We start from the raw sequence: 15,211 nt of genomic DNA on the forward strand, positions 1-15,211 counted from the left end.
CCATCGTTAACGACTCAGCGCGCCGCTTGCACCGGAACCGGCGGCTCCCGGAGCCAGCCGATTCTGGTCGGCGGCGGATACGTTCCCGCCGGCCGCCGGCTCCGGCAAAGGCGATCCGCTGAGTCCTACGCCGCCTCGGCTCGCACCGACCGTCGCACCGGCGTCGGTCGCAACATGGTTCGCTCTCGCGTTGAGATCGCCGCTCCGGATATTGGAGCGCTGGACCGGAATCGCAGTGTCCGGACGCGTCGACGACGTTCCGCCACTGGCCTGCCCGGTTGCCGTCGAAGTCGAAGGCTCTTTGTCGGCCTTGCCGGTCGTCTCGGATGACGAAGGGTTTGCCGCCTGCTTGCTTGGTGGGACCGGCGTGACTGACGGTGCAGCCGAAACCGAAGAAGAGGCCTGCGAGTTCGGCGCCGTGCTTGCGCTGCGGCTCGGTGTATTGATGCTCCACAACCACCATCCTATCGCAGCGACTGCGATTGCGGTCACCACGAAGACGGGCCATGCATTCGAACTCGGTTGACGCTGGGGAATCTGTCTCGTCATGTCTTCCTCGATCCTGATCACGAAATTCCTTTCCGTCCCAACTCTGGCTCGGCGGTGCCGTTCCTCAAATTGCAGACCATGCGCGCAAGCATCCTCTTGAAGGCGGCCTCGCTCACTGTGTCCATGTCGATTTGATGCGCAGGCGTTGCGCCCGCGCGCGAGACGTCTGCAATTCAGCCGTCGAATAGAGCAAAGTCGCCACGACCTGCTGCATGCCGTTCGTCCCGAGCTCAAGCGGGTACGGAAGCGTTCAGACCTCCGCGGCCGCACGGACTTCCGCATTGGAACGATGCCTTCGCGCGGGTTTTGCCACAACATCGTCGTCGCCGTTTCTGCGTCGGCGTCAACCAACAGAAATGGAGTCATGAAATGAAGAGGACGCAGTACGCTGCCGCAGTGTTCGCCGCAACTTTGTTCGCTGCCCCAGCTGCGGTTGCACAAAGTAGCGGTGGTTCAGCCAACAACAACGACAACGCCAACGGCGCAAATGGCCGCAGCATGGCGAGCCAGCGCGTCAGCAACGAGAACGCTTCCGGAGCTGGCGCCATCTTGACGATCTCGCCATCCGCGGTGCGCCAGGTGCAGCAGGCCATGAACCGTCTCGGCTACGCGGCCGGCCAGGTGAACGGTGTCTGGAATCAGGCTACAGCGGACGCGCTGCTGAACTTCCAGCAAGCGCATGGACTCGAGCCGACCGGAAATCTCAATCTCTCGTCGATCGCAGCTCTCGGGCTCTGGAACAACCTCATTGGCAATCCGCTCGGAAACGGCAACCAGGCCTTGGCCAACAATAACGGCGCGCCGCCGCCTCGAGGTGGTAAGAACGCATCCAACATCGGTGGTGCCCCGCTTCCGTCGCAGCGCATTACGAACGAGGCCCCGAGCGGCGGGCAGACCGTCGGCAGCGCAGGTGGCCAACGCCGCAATTCCTCGCTCACGAACAACGGTGGCGGAGCCGGCAACACGATGAACAACAACGCCGGCAATGCAGCAGGAAATGACCAGGTCAATGCCGGCGGTGGCGCGAATGCCCCGGCCAATGGCGGCGCCACGGACACTACCAATGGCGGATCGAACGAGTAGCCGCCCATCGTGGATCGAGAGCTGCGCAGTTCAGCGCGGCTCTCGAAGCCACAGGTCACGACTGCGACTTCCTTCTGCGTAGCCCCCGTTTTGATGCATCTACGGCGCATTCCAGACCCCGCCTGTCCGGGAGGATGACATGATGAGCAGAACACTCCTACTTGCAGCGATGCTATCGGCCAGCACCGTGCTCGTCGGCTGCAACGGCGAGAACTCGTCGACGGCCGACAAGGGATCCGACACCGGAACGACGTCTTCAAGCGGAGCGGCGCCGAGCCAGACTTCTACGAAAAGCTCCAGCGCCACACCCAGCCCCACAGCGGAGACCGCCGCGACATCCGCAGATGGCTCGAAGAGTGCGGTGGACTCTTCTGCACCAGGCTCAGGCAGCAAGCCCGGCAACTCGGCCACGGCGGATTCACAAACCATCTCCCCAGCCACCACCGGTAACGCAGCATCCGGGTCAAAGAGTCGCATGCCCGCCAGCGCTGATGCCGGCCAGGGCGATGGCTCTAGCTTGAGCAAGGATCGCGCACCTGGTGCACTGAGCCGGCCGTGATCCGCCCAGCCGCCGTGACCGACCTCTTTGGCTTCCGGTCATGGCGTGCCTGATCGCGCCCTTGCCGGCGTTGCTCAGCGGCTGCAGGCATGGCCGCGCAGCCAGCCCGCGGCGAGGCGTGCAGTTGTGCCGTACCGAGGCGAACACCACGAGCCCGATCAGCGCATAGACCCGTTGAGCGTCGGCTTGCGCGAGCTCCGGGCCGACGTGCGCCGCGTAGTAGATGGATGCAACGCCCCGGATTCCGAAGAAGCCGAGCGCAGCGCGCGTTACGCGGTCTTGCGGTGAGCCCAGCATTCCCACTGCGACTGCGAATGGGCGCACGATCAGCAACACCAGGATCGCGAAGGCCGTCTCTCGCCAGCCCACGCCGTGCAGAAGGCCGCTCGCAATTGCGAGACCTAACGCAGTCATAACGAGCACCATCCCGAGATTCTCGAACTGATCGGCAGCGTGATTCAGCCGCCGGCTGTAAGCAACGACATCCACCAGATTGCGCATCGTTACCGCTTCACAGAACACCGCGACGAAGCCGTTTCCATCGACGAGCAGGGCAACCCCATAGGTGGCGAACGCGAGGCCCACCGCCACCAGCCCGCTGTTGGACGTCGACAGGCGGTGACTGCCGGGGAGACGGGCATTGATCTTGACCAGCATCCATCCGAGTCCGACGCCGACGGTTGCGCCTGCCGCCACGTTCCAGGCCGCGTCTCGCACCAACCAGTGCCACAGGCCCCCTAAATCGCTGATCTGCCCCCTCGTCATGAGAAGGCCCAGTATCACAAATGGGTAGGCGGCGCCGTCATTGAGACCGGCTTCCGACGTCAGAGCAAAGCGCGTTTCGCTCTCCTCACCTGAGCCAGGCGGCCCCGCGGCATACTCCGAGGCCAACACCGGGTCGGTCGGTGCGAGCGCCGCTCCGAGCAGGATGGATAGGCCCAGCGGCATTCCCAGCAGGACGTGCGCCAGAAGCGCGATCGCACCGATCGAAAGCGGCATCACCGCCCCCAGCAGCCGCCACGTGCTGCCCCACCCCTTAGAGGAAAATCGCCGATCAAGTTTCAGGCCAGCGCCCAGAACGGCCAGCAGCATGGCGCACAACACCAGGGGTTCCAGCTCGGCCAAACTCAAGAAGTTGGCGGGCACCCCCAGCAAACCGCAGACGAAGCCACCGGCGATGGCGACCATGGCGAGCGATACCGGCACGGATGTGAGAAAGAGCGGCATCCATGCCGACACGATCACCAATCCTCCAACACCGAGGAATACGAGGGCTGTCGCCATGAGAACTCCAAGCACGAAGCGGCGCGGATCACAGCTGGGGTGCGATCCGCGCCCGATCGGTCTTCGACGACGACCAGACTATTTGTTGTTCTGGCCGCCCTGCGCATTGCTGGCGCCGCTGGTCGAACTTCCCGAACCACCGGAGGCGCTTCCGGTGGTCTGGCCCTGTGTGCTGATCTCCGTGAACATGGTCAGCGAGTGCGGCCCGATGACCATCATCACCGGATCCTTGTTGCTGTCCTTGGCGCTGACGATGAAAGATCCTGGCACCACATTGATGTCACTGAAGCCCTGCTTCTGCAGCTTCTGCTTGATCTCCCGCGGCAAGGGCTGAGATGACTGATTGTTCGCTTGATTGTTCGGTGATGCAGACTGAGAGTTGCTGCCCTGCGCGAGGGCGGGAGCCTGAAGCGCAGCGAGGATCAAGAGCGAAGACGCGACGAGCCGTCCAGACATTCTACTTCTCCTGGTTTGAAAGGTGATGCGGAGCTTGAACCGACGCGATGGACGAAGGTTCTACGCATAAGGTCCCTTGGTACGTCCTCGTACTGCAATTGCGGCGCGTCTCTTCCAAGTTGCCGTTCGTTCCGGGCACACGGCGGATCTGTCAATTGTCCTGCCGCTCCTCGGCGGTCGGGATGGGCCGCCGCTGTCGCGGAATGACCGGGCTAGGAACGATGGCACCACCCAGAAGTTGGCGGTCACCTAGGCGGCGGGGCCGGTCGGGCCGGCTTCACGGGCACTTCGACCGCTTTCCCGGATCGACAATCGAGTCGTGCGTCAACAGGTCGCTCAAATGGTCAGCAATGCTCTCCTCAAACGAATGCCTCCTGCCGAGTTGCAGCAATTGTTGTCTGCGTCCGAACTGGTCACGCTCGTGCCGCGCCAGATCATTCACCATTACCAGCTCCCCATGACGCACGTTTACTTCGTCGAGCACGGCCTGGTTTCGATCGCGGCGAAGATTGGGCCTGAGAAGTTCATGGAAGTCTGGCTCGTGGGGGCCGAGGGCATGGTCGGTGCACCGCTGATGCTGGCCCAGCACGCCGAACCGCTCTATCGAAGAACCGTCCAGGTGGGCGGCGCTGCGTTCCGGATCGCAATCGACGCGTTCCGACCAATGTTGCCTCATCTTCCCAGCCTGCAACGCCTATTGAACGCACATCTGGCCGCCGTCCTGGTGCAAACGTCCCAGGCCGGCGCGTGCAATGCGGCGCATCGGCTGGAGCAACGCCTGGCGCGTTGGCTATTGATGGCCCGCCGTGGCCTGGAACGTGACGACATTCCTCTGACGCACGGAATCCTGGCGCAGTTGCTGTGCGTCCGACGCGCGAGCATTACAGACTGCCTCGACCATCTGGAACGCCAGGCGATTGTCAGAACGGATCGCGGTCTTGTCGTGATCCTGGACCATCGCCGCCTAATTGATCTCTGTTGCAATTGCTTCAGAATCATGGATCGGGAATATGATCGTCAGCTATCCTGGTTTCCCGCGCATCTGTCGCAGGGGATCATGGCCTGAGCCGTCGTATCGATCGGCACAGGGGATCAACGTCATCCATCTGCGAGTATCTCAAACCAGCGTCACCGCTTCTCGCTGCGTTGCCAGCTCCTCGCGCTTCAAACGTTGGTGACCCGGCCGATCCAGACCGGGTCACGCGCGGGGCTTCTTCCCTTGAAGGGGACACCTATCCGGGCAATGACGCCTTCAGAGGACGAGCAGCAGCATTGCTGACGCTGCCGTTCAAGATCTTGGTCATGTCGACGTCTCGACCGTAGTACTGACGGTTGTTGTCGTCGTCCCAATTTATGTCGGTGACGCTGATGGTCGCGCCGACATAGGCCCCGGATGTGTTACTCCACATCACGATATCGCCCTTGCCCCAGGATGCCTGACCGTTGGCGGAATAGTTGACGATCGAGAGGCCGGCGTCGGCATTCAGAGAGAACTTGTTTCCGCTCTTGAATGCGTCGACCGCGCCCTGGCTCATCAACAGGAACGCGACCTGACCGCCGGATCCGCCGACCTGTGGTCCGAAACTGATCGCGCCGAAGTCATAGAAGGCGGGATCACTCCACTTGCCGTTCTCCCGTACGGTCACCAGTCCCGCTCCACCCCGCACGCCGACGATCGCCGCGCCACGTCCGAAGTCCGGGACCAGATAGAGCCCCTTTGCCTTCTTCAAAGCCTTGGCAAGCTCCGGATCGTCCTGCATGGTCTTCACCATCTGGGCCGCCTCGTTGACGAGCCCCTGGGCGTCGCTCTGGTTGGCAGAATTCGCCTTGCCGACGGTCACATTGCCATGATCGGCATTATTCCGATCAGCGCTCCCGGTGGCACCACTAGCGCCTGCACCCACGGCGCCAACCTGATCGTTCGCGACCGGAAGATTTTGCGCACTCTGCAGATGTTTTTGCAGGACGGGCAAGGAAGCTTGAGCCCATGATCTCAGATCTGCGTTTCCTCCGTTCCCGTTGGCAAAGTCCTGAAAGATCCGAATCGCACGCTGGTGCCCGTCAATCTGACTTTGGCGGTAGCTCTGCTCGAATTTCGTGCCGTTCAGCTGCTGAAGCTGCGCGAGCTTCTCCCGATGCTGTTGATCGAGCCGAGCAGGAATCTCCACCCCTGCCATCTCCGATACGATCCGCTTCAGGTTATTCCCCAGATTCTTGTGATCTGTTTCCATCATCGACGCGAATTCCTTGTAGGCGGGCCGTTTTGCGGTGTTTTCCGCCGCACGCGCCGCTTCGATCTCCATCATGTTTATGTTGGCGGCCTCGTCGACGAACTTCTGAGCGCCCTGCGATTGAGGGACGCTCGGTGCCTGCATCGCGCCGCCGGCGGCACCGCCGGCCGACTTGCCACCATTCTGCGCCACGGCTGGGAACGTGACGATCATCAACCCTGATAGAGCAAGAGCAATTGTTCTCATGCGAGAATCCTCCATGAAGTCCTGGCGCATGAGCTTCACGCGCCTCCAGATCACAAACGCCGGCCGCAGGTTATGTTTTCAATCCGGACAGTACGCTGGCGCACGTTCCGGTGAATCGTCAGCGCGCGCGATGCGCGTTTCTGACCTGAATCGGCTGAGACGTTGAATGAAACCGATTGGCGATTGCGAGCGCCCGCGATTCGTCGTTTTCCAGAACGATCTTTTGCGCGAGCATGACGTCACCCGGCGGCAAGGCCGCAGCTGGCGCGAAGCAGAGCCCGGCAACCGGATCATCCTTCTCGTTCAGCTCGCGAATGTTCGATATGCTGCCGTAATAAATGCGGTACCTTTGGCCGCTTTCGCTCCCGAGCACATCGACATAGCCGTAAGCATCGAAGGTCTCGCGCTGCGCCGGCGAAAGCCACTCTCTCAATAACTTTCGGCCCCGCGCCTCAGGCGTTCGCTCGCGTTGCGAGCTCCTGTACAGATCGCGTGCCGCAACCAGCCTCGGCTCCCGGGAGACATGCCGGAACTCCCGGAAGACATGACGCAAGCTGAAGAGCTTCACATCAGCCACCCACAAGCCGCGGAAAGAAGAGCGTCTCATGCACTGTGGGATCGAACGAGCGGACAAATCGCAGGTCGCCTGTAGCGGTCCGCGCTGCGGCCGTGAACCCGGTCGACGTGAGTTGCCGGAAACGTCGTTCGGCCTCGGACGTTTCCCGGGCATCATCCGGAGCGAACTGATAGCGGGCGTCACCAGTCGAATCCATTACGATTTGCGTTGCCATGTTGAGCTCCTTGGAGCTTTTGCCGAACCCTTGAAATCCAGCTGTTACGGATGGGTTCCTATCCCGTTTTTCGTCGAGCAAACGTTCTTAGAACGCCCGCATTTCGGTCCTCTGCAACGCGATGGCTGCCAAGCCTTGGCGGCGACGCCCAACTAGGATTTCAGCTTGTTGGACCAATCGTCGACTTCCTGTCTGGCCCGATCCTTCGCGTAGCCGTATCTCTCCTGAAGACGTCCCTCGAGCTGATCTTGCTTGCCGGAGATGACATCAAGATCGTCGTCTGTAAGGTCGCCCCATTGCTCCTTGACCTTGCCCTTCATCTGCTCCCAGTTTCCTTGGATACGATCCCAATCCATTGCGGTCTCCATTCTCGTTTTGGCGGCGCCCCTCTTGGGCTGCAATGCCGTGTTGCTAGTCTCGTTCCAAATCAGGCCGCCTGCTGAATTCCATCGTCCTCGCGATGTGCGCCGATTGGAGATCGATGCCGGTCCGTATGTTATCGCGCGGCCGACAGTCCGCGCGGAAGCGTACCGTCGCGCATTGATCATGATCTATCGCGACCGCCTGGCCGCACATGTCCTGCTGGCGCATCGTCTTCTGCGATCGCGCAAGCAATCCATCGATTATGGCGTGGACGATCCAGACGCATCGGCGCGCATGCAGATGCGGCCGATGCTTCGACCTCTGAATGGTGCGTCACCGCACGAACCGTGATGTTGGCCGTGAGTGAGGGCCTTTACGACATACTACGAACGATGCAAGCCACGCATTGGAACGAACAGCGCAAGCTCGCATTGGCCTCCCGAAATGCACAAAGGCTTGCAGGAGACGCTCAAAGCGATGTTCAGGAACAATGTTGCTGGCATCTTTGACCGCTATCCCCGGGTCGCCTTCAGTCCATATCCCTGAACGAATATTCTTCGCTCGCGTCCGTTGCATCACAGCCACTGCCGCGCTCGCGGGCTATGAAGCTTGGAGACATGAAACTTGCACCTGACCTCCCCTGAACGCAGGCCGCTAGGCCCCTTCATCGTGCTGGTCGCAGCCGCCGCGGGCGCGCTGCTAGCGCTCTATTATTATCTCGTCCCCCTGACCGGGATAACCGGGACGCCGGGTGCGTTGCTCGTCATCGGCTCCAGCCTGGCGCTGGTCGTCGACGCCTTGGTCCTCTGGTTTAGCGGACGCGGGATGCTGTTCGGAGTGTTCTGGACGCTCGGGCTGATTGGTGCGCTCTGCACGGTGACCGCCGCATGCTTCCTGCATGCGTGGTGGTTGTCGGCGGCAATGGTGGTCGTCCTCGTCGGGCTGGTCGTGGCGCTTGCCGCCCCATCGCGACCAAGGAGAGCCGCGGCATGACCAGCCGTCCAATCCTCAGATCTGCCCCCTTTGCGGCGCTCGCGCTTGCCCTCGCCGTTGCGCTGCCGCCAGCCGTCGCACAGAACGACACCGACAATCCTGCAGCCACCTCCGGGGGAATTCCAAGCCCAGAGCAACAAAAGCCTTCAGGCGCCGGGCCGGAGCGACCGGGCAACACCAATAGTCGCGAATCTTCACCCATGGCCAACGGCGCGTCGGCAGCCGTGGAAGCAGGCGCTCAGCAGCCGTCCGGCCGTTTGCCCGAGCCGAAGCCGATCCCGCTCGTTCCCGCCCATCCCGTCTGGAACACCTTTCACGGCCAGCTCAATGCACAGAAGTATTCTCCCCTGACCGAGATCACGGCCGACAACGTCCAGTCGCTGGCGAAGGTTTGGGAGTTTCACACCGGTGACGTTTCGGATGGATCGGGCAAGCTGCCCACCACCGTCTGGTCCGCAACGCCGATCTTCGCCAACGACACGCTCTACATCGGCACGCCGTTTTATCGCGTCATCGCGTTGGATCCAGGCACCGGCAAGGTCAAATGGACCTTCGACTCCAAATCGACGCTCAAAGCATTGACTCAGCCAGCATTGAAGAACCGTGGGATCGCGTACTGGGAGGCAGCGCATCCGGTCGCCAACCGACCATGCCAGAAGATCGTCTATCTCGGCACCATGGACGCGCAACTCTTCGCCATGGACGCCGACACCGGGCAGCTCTGTCGCGATTTTGCGAAAGGTGGCGTACTCGACGTCAACCAGTGGAACCACGTCAACGACAAGTACCCGCTGTCGTTGCTCCAGCCGCCCACGGTGGCCGGCAATCACGTCATCCTGGGATGGGCCGGCAAGGACTGGGCCTATGCCGAGGCCCCGCCCGGCATCGTATTCTCGCTCGATCCGCAGACCGGCAAGCGCCAGTGGGCTTTTTCCGCGCTCCCGCCGCAGATTGCGGCCCGCACCGGCACCGCGAATGTGTGGACGGCAATGTCGGTCGACGAGGGACTCGGATTGGTCTATCTCCCGGTCTCCAGCCCGTCTCCGAACTACTGGGGCGGCAACCGTACGGAGCCGATCCCGCTGGCGACCTCCACAACCGCGCTCAACCTCGAGACCGGCGAGGTCGTTTGGTCTCGCCAGTGGGTGCATCACGATATCTGGGACTACGACATCAACTCCGCTCCGACCCTGATGGATATCACCGTCAATGGGAAGCAGATCCCGGCGCTGATGCAGGCCACCAAGATGGGGTTTCTCTTCGTCGTCGACCGCCGCACCGGCAAGGACGTCTGGCCGATCGAAGAGCGCCCGGTCCCCGGCGGCGATGGCTCGATCAAGGGCGAAGTCTACGCGCCGACGCAGCCGTTTCCCACCAAGCCGGCGCCGCTGCTCGACCAATCGAAAAAGCCTCCCATCTGGAGCGTCGCCGATGTCCTCGGGTTGGGCGAATGCTCGCGGCTGTGGGACAGTCTCGACTACAAAGGCATGTACACCCCGCCGACTCGCAAGGGTGAGGGCACTTTCGCGTACCCCGACTCCGCCGGAGGCGTGCAGTGGGGAGGCGTGGCGTACGATCCGCAGAGCAAGACGGCCATCGTCAACTTCTCGCACGTGGTGCAGTACATCAAGCTATACCCTCGCAAGGAGTACGAGCAGCACACCGGCGGGTCGGGCAACGAGCAAGGCTTCTACCCGCAAGAGGGCGCCCCCTACGGCATGTCACTCGACAACGCGCTGAACTGGCTCGGCATGCCATGCTGGAAACCGCCGTTCGGCGAGATCGCCGCCATCGACATGAGGACCGGCGACATCAAGTGGCGCCGTCCCGTCGGCGCTTCGCAGAAGTGGGGCTTCTACATGCCGGAATCCATGGGCTCGGTCACGATCGGTGGCCCCGTGGTGACGGCCGGAGGAGTGATCTTCATCGGAGCCTCGATGGATGCCAAGGTGCGGGCCTACTCCCTCACCGATGGCAAGGAGCTTTGGTCCGACATCGTGCAGGCGCCTGCGGTCGCCAATCCCGCGGTATACGAGTACAAGGGCCGTGAATACGTCGCCTTCATCGCGGGAGGCAACACGATCCTCAAGGACCAAGTCGGCGATCAGGTCGTCGTTTATGCCTTACCGTAGGGCGGGGGTGCATCGTTCGGGGCAACCAACATCATGAACCGCTGTCCGCCGAGCGGCAGACCGCATCATCATGGTCCTGTACGTAGAAGCACGATCGGCACGGCGCTAGCGATTCAGAGAGCCGACGGTACGATTGCCACGACGCGCCGGCTGTGCTGGTCAACGATCACCAGATCGTTCTGGACCAGCAAGTACTGATCTCCCCAATAGCCATTCATGATCTTTGTGAGATCGACCGGAATGTCTTTCGTTGCGACTTGTTCGGGAACTGCAGCTCCGATCATCATCTCGAACGGGGCCTTCTCGATCTTCGGCGCATCCTGATGATCGGCAATCACATTCCTGATTTGCGACCGTTGTCGAGGATCAAGCGTCAGGGCGTGCGAGCTCTGCTTGATCGCGCGAGCACGTCCCCCAGCTGAATCTTCCAGGCCGGCGGGGTCGGTCCTGCCGACGGTGCTCTGCGCAGCGTTCTGCGCAGGCGCTCCCCGAGAGGCCGTGGTATCCGAACGAGTGGCCGGGTTCGCTCCGCCGGGTGGCGTACCCAGCTGGTCTTCTGTCAGGAACGGCCAAATCGTGACGCCGATCGCCAAAACGATAGCGACGCCGGCCGCGCCAGCGAACAATCTGCCTGATCCTCGCAGCCTATCATTCCGATCTGACATGGACGTGTCCTAAGCCTTTTGCATCACTAATGTTGCCTGCTTGCCTCGCGTTCCTCGGCTAGCAGTGATAGGTGACGTTTTTTCGTGAATTCTTCGCTTGAAGATCTCAGGCTCGGTCGCGGACACGGCTCGGCCGGGCTGCTCGGCCCCGGCACCGGCCCGCCGACGAAGCCGGAAACTTACAGACGAGACGAAACCTAGCAGCGCCCTTCGTCCGCGCGCGGCCGCGAGCTCACAGGGGACTACCCTCCCTGCCCGCTATCTCTCGCGCCCGACGTTGCCGCGTCCACCGCAAGCCCGGCTCGCGATCAAGCCGGCGACGCGATGGTCACGATCGAGATCAGGACCGACAAGGCAATCAGGTTAGCCACAGCATAAGCGATCCGGGTCAAGGTGCGCAGGCCTTGTGTGTTCTCCGCCCTCAAGATCATTTGCAATCCGAAACTAGATCCTTTTTTTGGCTCATGTCCCTGCTGCCTTCTGAATGGTGATTGACCTAAGAGCAAGGCCTGGAACTCAACCACTTAAAGATACTCCGCGCCTCTGGGATCGAAGGAGAACAAACGGTGACGAACAAGAATGTACGCAGAAGGGCCTATTTTTCAAGGATTTCCGAGCATTGCGCGGACCGTTGCGACGCTTTAGAACGGGCTTGAACAGCCTAGTTGGTGCCCCTGGCCGATAATTGCCTAGAGCTATAACCAATTGAATCTGAAGCCACTTTTGTCATCGATTGCTGCCGATACCAGCACAAATACCAGCAGGGTGACGCGCGGTGTTCGCCGACAAAAATAAAAAGGAGGGTTCTCGCCGCAGGCACGCCTATGCAATTTCAAAAAGTTTTTGTCCGGCATCGAAGCTTGCGCAGCCGGCTTTTCGAATGCGGAGCCTCAAAGCGAAAGACGGTCGGAGGTTCGGGTCGTTCCCCTGCTACCAAACATACGATTTTGCACGCCAGACTACGATTATCTGCGATTTCGCCCGATCGATGGCAGCGCATCGGATACTGGGCGCGAACGGGACAGCTGCAAGGGTGATGTAGGCCTGCTTGCCCTTGACGCTGACCTCGATGCGCGGTGAAGACGCGACCGTCGGAGTTCAGACCCAAAACAGCCGATCGCTTGCTTGGTTGCGGTGATGCTCGGCCAGACTTGGATCTTAGTGCGAGGAACCTGCTGTCTCGCCGCCGAGTTGCGCCACGAGCCAATCTGCAAAGGCGCGTACCACGGATCTCTGCCGGCTGGCGCGCGGGTAGATCAGGCGATGGCCGACGTACCGGATATCGTTGGCGCGTCCTGCCAACGGCGCAACCAATCGCCCGCTCGCGAGTTCGCGTTCGGCCAGAAGCGTTGATTCCAGCGCCGCTCCCAATCCCTCCGCGGCCGTGGCGATTGCCAGAAAGCTGCGATCGAATCTCATGCCGTGGAGCGCAGGGGCTTCCAATCCGTTTGCCGTGAACCATTGGTGCCAATGGACCTGCTTCACGTCCGAGCGATTAGCGTCTGACTAAGAAGGTCGGCAGGCTTCCTGATCGATTTTGCCAGGCCAGGTGAGCAGAGCGGGGTGACCGTCTCCTCCGGGAGAGGAACAACCTCCACGCCCTCCGCGCGCGGCGGACCGTAAACGATGTCGATATCGAAATCATCGTTCCTGAAGCGAGCGTAGTCCGTGCTCGCAGCCAGGCGCACCTCGAGCTTCGGATAAGGGGCGAGAAACTGTGCAAGCCGTGGTGCAAGCCACTGCGCAGCAAAATTGGGTGCCGAATGGACGCGCACCAATTGTGGTCCGCGCGCGGCGACTTTCTCAAGGCCACGGCGAAGCTGATCGAACGCCGCTCCCGTGTGGCGCATCAAGTTTTTCGCGGGCCGGTGTGAGCCGAACTGATCGCGCACTGCGCTCGAACAGAACGGTGCGAAGCGTGTCCTCCAGCTTGCGGATCGTATGACTGACAGCACTTGGCGTCAGGTGAGGCTCATTGTACGCCTCCGACGAGGACCGTCTTGCGTGACGGGCGGTAATTCGCGAAGCGTGTGACCTTAAGTCTAGCTTTAAGGTCATCAGGCGATGCGGGTCGAGGTTTTGGGCGGGCTCGAGCGGCTGCGGCGTTGGTCGCAGGACGACAAGGCACGGATTGTCGAGGAGACGCTGGCACCGGGCGCGAAGGTAACTGAGGTTGCGCGGCGCAACGGAGTAGCGGCCAGCCTGGTGTTTACCTGGCGTCGACAAGCACGGATATCGGAACAAGTTGCACCATCTTTTGCGCCGGTGCAGATCGCCGCCGTAGCGGCCTCGGCTGAAGAAACTCCGAAGCTTTTGCCTACGGTTGATGGCCGAGTTCGTTCGGCGGCAGCCGCGCGTACTGGATTGATAGAGATCGATCTCGGCAACCGACGGTGCATCCGGGTGGATGCGCACGTCGATCCGGAGGCGTTGGCGCGGGTCCTCGATGTGCTTGGACGCCGATGATTTCTGTACCAGGGAATGTGCGAGTGTGGCTGGCGACAGGCTACACGGATATGCGCAGAGGCTTTCCATCGCTGGCCCTCCAAGTGCAGGAGGTGCTGCACAAAGAACCGCTTAGCGGTCATTTGTTTGTCTTCCGTGGTCGCCGCAGCGATCTTGTGAAGGTGATCTGGCACGATGGTCAGGGAGCCTGCTTGTTCACAAAAAAGCTCGAGAGAGGAAAGTTTATCTGGCCATCGGTGGCCGGTGAGGCGGTAACGATCTCGCTGGCGCAGTTGAGCTACCTGCTGTCCGGGATCGATTGGCGCAATCCGCAAGAAACCCAGCGTCCGACGCGGGTCGGATAATCGTTTTGGGTTTGAATCTGATGCTCGATCTGATTCAATGGCTTCATGACATCGAAGCCGGACGATCTTCCGTCGGATCTCGCAAGCGCCTACCTTGCGCTGCTGGCCGAGCGCGAGGCGTTGCAAGCTGAACGCGATGTGGCAGTCGCGGATGCCGCCAACGCGCGGGCGGAGCTGTCGGACAGCGCGGTGCTGATCGCTCATCTTGAGCTACGGATCGAGAAGCTCAAACGCGAACTGCACGGGCAGCGCTCCGAGCGCACGGCGCGGTTACTCGAGCAGTTGGAATTGGAGCTCGAAGAACTCGCCACCACGGCGACCGAGAATGAGTTGGCTGCGCAGGCTGCCGCGGCAAAAACCCAGAGCGTGAGCGCCTTCACGCGCAAGCGGCCGGTGCGCAAACCGTGGCCGGACGACATCGAATGTGAGCGCGTCGTCATCGAGGCTCCAACGACCTGTGCCTGCTGCGGCGGATCGCGGCTGGCGAAGGTCGGCGAGGATGTGACCAAGACGCTGGAGGAGATTCCGCGTCGCTTTAAGGTCATCGAGACGGTACGCGAGAAGTTCACCTGCCGCGATTGCGAGAAGATCAGCCAGCCGCCGGCACCGTTCCATGCGACGCCCCGCGGCTTCATCGGCCCACAATTGCTGGCGACGATTTTGTTCGACAAGTTCGGCATGCATATCCCGCTCAATCGCCAGAGCGTGCGCTTCAAGGCCGAGAGGATCGATCTGCCGCTGTCGACGCTGGCCGACCAGGTCGGCCACGGAACCTTCGCCGTCATGCCGCTGTTCCAGCTGATCGAGCGTCATGTGCTCGCGGCCGAGCGACTTCATGGCGACGACACCACCATCCGCATCCTGGCGAAGGGCAAATGCACCACCGGCCGGATCTGGACGTATGTGCGGGATGACCGGCCGTTCGCCGGGCCTGCGCCGCCGGCGGCGGTCTATTATGCCTCGGGCAATCGACGGGGCAAAAATCCTCAGAGGCATCTGGCCGCCTTCGTCGGCATTCTGCAGGCGGATTGCTATGGCGGCTTCGAGCC

The 15,211-nt window shown here is 61.6% G+C and carries 18 protein-coding genes and 1 pseudogene; 9 read left to right on the forward strand and 10 right to left on the reverse strand.

The features are described 5' to 3' along the window. The first annotated feature begins 235 nt into the window (after positions 1-235). Both IC50_RS04620 and IC50_RS04625 read left to right on the forward strand, forming a co-directional pair. Positions 236-526, forward strand: coding sequence for a hypothetical protein (locus IC50_RS04620; protein ID WP_157460839.1), 291 nt, complete (start codon positions 236-238; stop codon positions 524-526). A gap of 419 nt (positions 527-945) precedes the next feature. Beyond that, a complete protein-coding gene (locus tag IC50_RS04625; RefSeq protein WP_157460841.1) occupies positions 946-1,632 on the forward strand; it encodes a peptidoglycan-binding domain-containing protein in 687 nt (228 codons plus the stop codon). A 99-nt stretch (positions 1,633-1,731) separates the two neighbouring features. Here IC50_RS04625 and IC50_RS04630 read toward each other — a convergent pair whose 3' ends face one another. The 3 genes from IC50_RS04630 to IC50_RS04640 form a co-directional block, all read right to left on the reverse strand. Next, positions 1,732-2,109 (reverse strand): hypothetical protein, encoded by a 378-nt coding sequence (locus IC50_RS04630; RefSeq protein WP_035701046.1) that lies wholly within the window; start codon positions 2,107-2,109, stop codon positions 1,732-1,734. Beyond that, complete coding sequence (locus tag IC50_RS04635; protein WP_050990889.1) at positions 2,096-3,475, reverse strand: cation:proton antiporter; 1,380 nt, start codon at positions 3,473-3,475, stop codon at positions 2,096-2,098. The genes IC50_RS04630 and IC50_RS04635 overlap by 14 nt, the downstream gene beginning before the upstream one ends. 78 nt (positions 3,476-3,553) lie before the next feature. Further along, complete coding sequence (locus IC50_RS04640) at positions 3,554-3,931, reverse strand: hypothetical protein (RefSeq protein WP_157460843.1); 378 nt, start codon at positions 3,929-3,931, stop codon at positions 3,554-3,556. A 319-nt stretch (positions 3,932-4,250) separates the two neighbouring features. On the opposite strand from IC50_RS04640, the gene IC50_RS04645 reads away from it, so the two are divergent. Further along, positions 4,251-4,997: a Crp/Fnr family transcriptional regulator gene (locus IC50_RS04645; protein WP_244429534.1), complete on the forward strand. Its 747-nt coding sequence runs from the start codon at positions 4,251-4,253 to the stop codon at positions 4,995-4,997. Between the two features lie 166 nt (positions 4,998-5,163). On the opposite strand, the gene IC50_RS38330 is transcribed toward IC50_RS04645, so the two are convergent. The 4 genes from IC50_RS38330 to IC50_RS04665 form a co-directional block, all read right to left on the reverse strand. Next, positions 5,164-6,438 (reverse strand): DUF4142 domain-containing protein, encoded by a 1,275-nt coding sequence (locus IC50_RS38330; RefSeq protein WP_244429537.1) that lies wholly within the window; start codon positions 6,436-6,438, stop codon positions 5,164-5,166. Positions 6,439-6,526: 88 nt separating this feature from the next. Further along, positions 6,527-6,976 carry a hypothetical protein gene (locus IC50_RS38335; protein WP_333938157.1) on the reverse strand — a complete coding sequence of 150 codons (450 nt, stop codon included), beginning with the start codon at positions 6,974-6,976 and terminating at the stop codon, positions 6,527-6,529. Between the two features lies 1 nt (position 6,977). Next, positions 6,978-7,199 carry a hypothetical protein gene (locus IC50_RS04660; protein WP_035701052.1) on the reverse strand — a complete coding sequence of 74 codons (222 nt, stop codon included), beginning with the start codon at positions 7,197-7,199 and terminating at the stop codon, positions 6,978-6,980. A 152-nt stretch (positions 7,200-7,351) separates the two neighbouring features. Then, positions 7,352-7,555 (reverse strand): CsbD family protein, encoded by a 204-nt coding sequence (locus IC50_RS04665; protein ID WP_035701081.1) that lies wholly within the window; start codon positions 7,553-7,555, stop codon positions 7,352-7,354. A gap of 115 nt (positions 7,556-7,670) precedes the next feature. Here IC50_RS04665 and IC50_RS04670 point away from each other — a divergent pair, with 115 nt between their 5' ends. The 3 genes from IC50_RS04670 to IC50_RS04680 all read left to right on the forward strand — a co-directional run bounded on the left by IC50_RS04670 (position 7,671) and on the right by IC50_RS04680 (position 10,687). Next, positions 7,671-7,913 (forward strand): hypothetical protein, encoded by a 243-nt coding sequence (locus IC50_RS04670; RefSeq protein ID WP_035701055.1) that lies wholly within the window; start codon positions 7,671-7,673, stop codon positions 7,911-7,913. A 273-nt stretch (positions 7,914-8,186) separates the two neighbouring features. Then, positions 8,187-8,555, forward strand: coding sequence for a hypothetical protein (locus IC50_RS04675; protein WP_202948121.1), 369 nt, complete (start codon positions 8,187-8,189; stop codon positions 8,553-8,555). Then, entirely contained in the window at positions 8,552-10,687 is a 2,136-nt protein-coding gene (locus tag IC50_RS04680) for a pyrroloquinoline quinone-dependent dehydrogenase (protein WP_035701057.1), read from the forward strand. The genes IC50_RS04675 and IC50_RS04680 overlap by 4 nt, the downstream gene beginning before the upstream one ends. A 113-nt stretch (positions 10,688-10,800) precedes the next feature. On the opposite strand, the gene IC50_RS04685 is transcribed toward IC50_RS04680, so the two are convergent. From IC50_RS04685 to IC50_RS04690, 3 genes and pseudogenes are all read right to left on the reverse strand, one after another. Beyond that, a complete protein-coding gene (locus IC50_RS04685) occupies positions 10,801-11,313 on the reverse strand; it encodes a DUF1236 domain-containing protein (protein WP_244429535.1) in 513 nt (170 codons plus the stop codon). A 347-nt stretch (positions 11,314-11,660) separates the two neighbouring features. Then, positions 11,661-11,876, reverse strand: coding sequence for a hypothetical protein (locus IC50_RS41070; RefSeq protein WP_157460848.1), 216 nt, complete (start codon positions 11,874-11,876; stop codon positions 11,661-11,663). Between the two features lie 634 nt (positions 11,877-12,510). Further along, positions 12,511-13,410: pseudogene (locus tag IC50_RS04690) on the reverse strand (LysR substrate-binding domain-containing protein). Between the two features lie 6 nt (positions 13,411-13,416). Between IC50_RS04690 and tnpA the strand changes: the two are divergent. The 3 genes from tnpA to tnpC form a co-directional block, all read left to right on the forward strand. Then, a complete protein-coding gene (tnpA, locus tag IC50_RS04695) occupies positions 13,417-13,818 on the forward strand; it encodes an IS66-like element accessory protein TnpA (RefSeq protein ID WP_035701061.1) in 402 nt (133 codons plus the stop codon). Between the two features lie 23 nt (positions 13,819-13,841). Continuing rightward, positions 13,842-14,162: an IS66 family insertion sequence element accessory protein TnpB gene (gene tnpB / locus IC50_RS04700; RefSeq protein ID WP_425304745.1), complete on the forward strand. Its 321-nt coding sequence runs from the start codon at positions 13,842-13,844 to the stop codon at positions 14,160-14,162. Positions 14,163-14,207: 45 nt separating this feature from the next. Then, positions 14,208-15,211, forward strand: a 1,004-nt coding sequence (gene tnpC / locus IC50_RS04705; RefSeq protein WP_035701067.1) for an IS66 family transposase, incomplete at its 3' end; no start/stop codon positions are given.

It is taken from the genome of Bradyrhizobium genomosp. I (2014) (genome assembly GCF_000261685.1).
GTDB lineage: Bacteria > Pseudomonadota > Alphaproteobacteria > Rhizobiales > Xanthobacteraceae > Bradyrhizobium.

What these genes read in the sequence shown, in the direction of transcription:
- IC50_RS04630 (WP_035701046.1), bottom strand. Translation starts at nt 2,109, where the DNA reads ATGCGACTCTTTGACCCGGATGCTGCGTTACCGGTGGTGGCTGGGGAG.
- IC50_RS04635 (WP_050990889.1), bottom strand. Translation starts at nt 3,475, where the DNA reads ATGGCGACAGCCCTCGTATTCCTCGGTGTTGGAGGATTGGTGATCGTG.
- IC50_RS04640 (WP_157460843.1), bottom strand. Translation starts at nt 3,931, where the DNA reads ATGTCTGGACGGCTCGTCGCGTCTTCGCTCTTGATCCTCGCTGCGCTT.
- IC50_RS38330 (WP_244429537.1), bottom strand. Translation starts at nt 6,438, where the DNA reads ATGCGCCAGGACTTCATGGAGGATTCTCGCATGAGAACAATTGCTCTT.
- IC50_RS04660 (WP_035701052.1), bottom strand. Translation starts at nt 7,199, where the DNA reads ATGGCAACGCAAATCGTAATGGATTCGACTGGTGACGCCCGCTATCAG.
- IC50_RS04665 (WP_035701081.1), bottom strand. Translation starts at nt 7,555, where the DNA reads ATGGATTGGGATCGTATCCAAGGAAACTGGGAGCAGATGAAGGGCAAG.
- IC50_RS04680 (WP_035701057.1), top strand. Translation starts at nt 8,552, where the DNA reads ATGACCAGCCGTCCAATCCTCAGATCTGCCCCCTTTGCGGCGCTCGCG.
- tnpA (WP_035701061.1), top strand. Translation starts at nt 13,417, where the DNA reads ATGCGGGTCGAGGTTTTGGGCGGGCTCGAGCGGCTGCGGCGTTGGTCG.